The sequence below is a fragment of the Leptothrix toolikensis (SeqCode) genome, assembly GCF_057922285.1.
Window position 1 is genome coordinate 1 of the sequence record NZ_JBYSVC010000133.1, and the last position, 3,829, is coordinate 3,829.

3 protein-coding genes are annotated in these 3,829 nt (G+C 63.5%); all 3 read right to left on the bottom strand.

Annotated elements, in window-relative coordinates:
* Positions 1–1,433: DHA2 family efflux MFS transporter permease subunit (locus AC3VI7_RS12325; protein ID WP_489669833.1), on the bottom strand; the 1,433-nt coding region annotated here is incomplete at its 3' end.
* Positions 1,430–2,491, bottom strand: a complete 1,062-nt coding sequence (locus tag AC3VI7_RS12330) for an EmrA/EmrK family multidrug efflux transporter periplasmic adaptor subunit (protein WP_489669832.1) — start codon at positions 2,489–2,491, stop codon at positions 1,430–1,432. The genes AC3VI7_RS12325 and AC3VI7_RS12330, both read right to left, overlap by 4 nt.
* Positions 2,488–3,829: efflux transporter outer membrane subunit (locus AC3VI7_RS12335; protein WP_489671589.1), on the bottom strand; the 1,342-nt coding region annotated here is incomplete at its 5' end. The genes AC3VI7_RS12330 and AC3VI7_RS12335, both read right to left, overlap by 4 nt.

Here is a 3,829-nt window from a genome sequence, read left to right on the forward strand (position 1 = left end):
GCTTGCTGGTCGATGAGGCGATTCAGACTGGCCGCAGCTTGTTCGGGGCTCAGGCCCGCGCTTGAGAGTTGCGCCAAGGTTTGCACCGCCGTGAGATTGCTCGGGTTCACCGCCTCGCTCAAGTGCGCGTGATGCAGGGCACTGCGGCTTTCCCAAAACGTGGTGAACATCGACGTGCCGACCGCGCCAGCGGTGATGCGCACAAAGTTGGATAGCCCTGACGCGCCGGGCAATTGATCAGGGGTCAGACCGCTGAAGATGATGGCTTGCAAAGGGATGAAGAAAAACGCCACCGCCACCCCTTGGAGGATGGTCGGGATCAGGATCACCATCACCGTGGCTTCGGTGTTGAAGTTGGAGCGCATCCACAGCACCAGCGCAAAGCCCAGAAAAGCAAAAGTGGCGAGCTTGCGGGGATCAATCCTGCCAATGTTCTTGCCCACCCACGGCGAGAACACGATGGCCAGCAACCCCACCGGGGCCGTGACCATGCCGGCCCATGTGGCGGTGTAGCCCATCCATTGCTGCAACCACAGCGGCAGCAGCACCACGTTGCCAAAGAACAGTCCATAAGCCACCGAAAGCGCCACGCTGGCCATCAAGAAGTTGCGCCTGGCAAAGAGCCGCAAATTCACGATCGGGTGGGCATCAGTCAGCTCCCAGGCCAAGAAAAAGACAAAACCAGCGGCGGCTATCGCCGCCAAAGCCATGATCTCGCCCGAGTGGAACCAATCCAGCTCCTTGCCCTTGTCGATCATGATCTGCATCGAACCGACAAAGAGCACCAGCAGCATCAGCCCCACCCCGTCCAACGGGATGCGACGTGGGCCGGGGTCGCGTGAGCGGTAGATCGACCACGTGAGTGAGGCGGCAAACAGACCCACGGGCACGTTGATGTAGAAGATCCATGGCCAAGCGACGTTGTCGGTGATCCAGCCGCCCAGCAAGGGGCCCATCACCGGGGCCACCAAGGTGGTCATGCCCCACATCGCCATGGCGGTGCCCGCCATCGCAGCGGGATAACTGGCCAGCAGCAAGGTTTGGGAGAGCGGGATCATCGGCCCAGCGACCAAGCCTTGCAGCACCCGGAAAAAGATCAGCGACTCGATGTTGGGGGCCAGTCCGCACAGCCAAGAGGCCAGCACAAAGAGCAGCACGCTGGCGGTGAAGAGCCGCACCTGCCCAAAGCGTTGCGTGAGCCAGCCGGTGAGCGGCACAGCAATCGCGTTGGCCACCGCAAAGGAGGTGATCACCCACGTGCCTTGGGCCGGGCTCACACCCATGTCGCCGGCAATGGCGGGTAGCGAGACGTTGGCGATGGAGGAGTCCAGCACGTTCATGAAGGTGGCCAAGGACAAGGCCACGGTGCCAAGCATGCGTTCACGCCCTTCAAGCGGCGCAAAAACCGGCCGGGCCGGTGCGGCTGAACTCATGGCTGAGCTTTCTGTGGGCCGACATCCACGCTGACTTCCATCGACAAGCCCACGCGCAGCGGATGCTCAAGCAGTTCTTTGGGCTCCAAAGCGATGCGCACCGGCACGCGCTGCACCACTTTGATCCAGTTGCCGGTGGCGTTTTGACTTGGTAGCAGGGCAAAGGCTGCGCCCGTGCCGGCACCCAAACCCACCACCTTGCCGTGGTATTCGACCGGGTTGCCGTACAGGTCGGAGCGCAGATGCACGGGCTGGCCGATGCGCATTTGGCGCAGTTGCACTTCCTTGAAGTTAGCCTCGACCCAGACTTGATCGAGCGGAATCACCGCCATCAAGGGCGCACCAGCGGCGATGCGCTGCCCGAGTTGTACGGTGCGCTTGGCGACTTGGCCCGTGACAGGGGCCGTCAGTTCGGTGCGCTGCAAGGCCAGCTTGGCTTCTTCAACCGCAGCCCGGGCGCGCTCGACTTGGGGGTGCTTGTCCAGCGGCGTGCCATCGGTCAACACGCGGTTGCTGGCCGCTTGTTCACGGGCGGCCGAGAGGGCGGATTGCGCGCTGACCAGGGCGCTGCGGGCGCTGTTCAACGCGGCTTCGGCGTGCTTGAGTTCTTCAGCGCTGACCGCGCCGGTGGTGACCAAGGGCTGGCGGCGACTCACATCGTCCGCAGCGCGAGCTACTTCGGCTTGCATCCGGCCGGCTTCGGCCTCGCGCAGTTTGATGTTGGCGGTGAAGGCGGCGTTGTTGGTGCTGAGCGCGCCAAGCTCGCGGATGGTTTGGGCCAGCTGAGCCTCGGCTCGGCCTAGCGCTAGCTGGGCGTCGGTGGCATCAAGCTTGACCAACACCTGACCCGCTTGGACCTGCGCCGTGTCTTCCACCAGCACAGCCACGACGGTGCCCGCGACTTGCGGGGTGATTTGCACGATGGGGGCTTGGACGTAGGCGTTGTCGGTGGACTCGACATGGCGCTCAAACATCGTCCAGTACAAGCCGTAGCCCAGCGCGGCGACCAAGGTCAAGCCGGTGGCTGCCAACAGGGCGGGTTTGCGTTTTTGTGTCATGGCTGGGCGGCCGTGGGGACCGTGGAAGAAAGTTGATAACCGCCGCCGAGTGCTCGGCTCAAAGCCACCGAAGCGCTGAGTTGCCGGGCTTGGAGCTCCGCCGAGGCGCGACGTTGGTTCAGGACGTTGGTTTGCACGTTCAGGACCGTGATGAAGCTGCCTAAACCGGCCTGATAGCGCTGCGTGGCCAAGCTTTGAGCGGCTTCAGCAGCTTGCGTGGCTTGGATCTGGGCCTGACTTTGCTGCTCCAGCGACTGCAAGCTGCCAAGTTCGTCGGCGACTTCGCGCAAGGCGTGCAACAAGGTGGCGTTGTAGGCCTCGGTGGCCGCATCGACTTCAGCCCGGCGCACGCCCAAGTTGGCGCGCAGCCGTCCGCCGTCAAACAGGGGTAGGCGCACAGCCGGTCCAGCACCGTAGGTGAGTGAGCCCGCTTGCACAAAGTGAGCCAAGCCGAGACTCGACAAGCCGACAAAGGCCATCAAGTTCACGTTCGGATAAAACTGCGCACGCGCTGCCTCCACCTCATGTCCTGCTGCTTCAACGCGCCAGCGTTGCGCGACCAAATCAGCGCGCCGACCCAGCAAGTCAGCTGGTAGTCCGGTGTTGTCTTGCGGCAGGGCGGGTGCGTGCAGGCGGTCCAAGCGCGGGCTCAAGCTTGCTAAAGACGCCGGCCCCAGACCACATAACTCCGCCAAGGCGTGGCGGGCGCGCTGGGCCGCGTCATCTCCTTGGGCCAACTCGACCCGCGTTTGCGCGATCAGTCCCTCGGTTTGGCGCAGCTCGACTTCTGTGTCCAAGCCGGCCTTGATGCGTTGAGCGACCAAGGTCTGCATCTGCGCGCGTTGGCGCAAGCCTTCTGCGCTCAGCTCACGCAGCGTCAGGAGTCGGGCCAGTTGCAGGTATTGCTGCGTGACTTGACTGGCCAGCAAGACTTGTGCCGCTTGGGCTTCAGCTTGGGCGGCGCGCTGCTGGCCCAGACTGGCTTCGAGCGCCGCTTGTTGTCGGCCAAAGAGATCCAGCTCCCAGCCCAAACCGATCTGGGCGTTGTTGTTCCACTGGATCGTGCCGGCCAAGGGTTTGGGGATCAGGCCGTTCTCGCTATAACGCTGGTCCGTCATGTCCAGCGAGGCGTTGACTTGCGGGCCACGCACCGCACGACTGCTGTCCACGGCTGCTTGGGCTTGTTGCCAACGCGCCTCGACGATGTGCAAGCTGGGTTGCTGCGCCAAGGCTTGTTCGACCAAGCGATTCAGTTCGCTGTCGCCGTAGCTCTGCCACCAGCGAGCCTCGGGCCAAGGCGTGCTTGTCGCCATGGCCGCCTCTTGCGCCGCTCCCAAG

What these genes read in the sequence shown, in the direction of transcription:
- AC3VI7_RS12330 (WP_489669832.1), bottom strand. Translation starts at nt 2,491, where the DNA reads ATGACACAAAAACGCAAACCCGCCCTGTTGGCAGCCACCGGCTTGACC.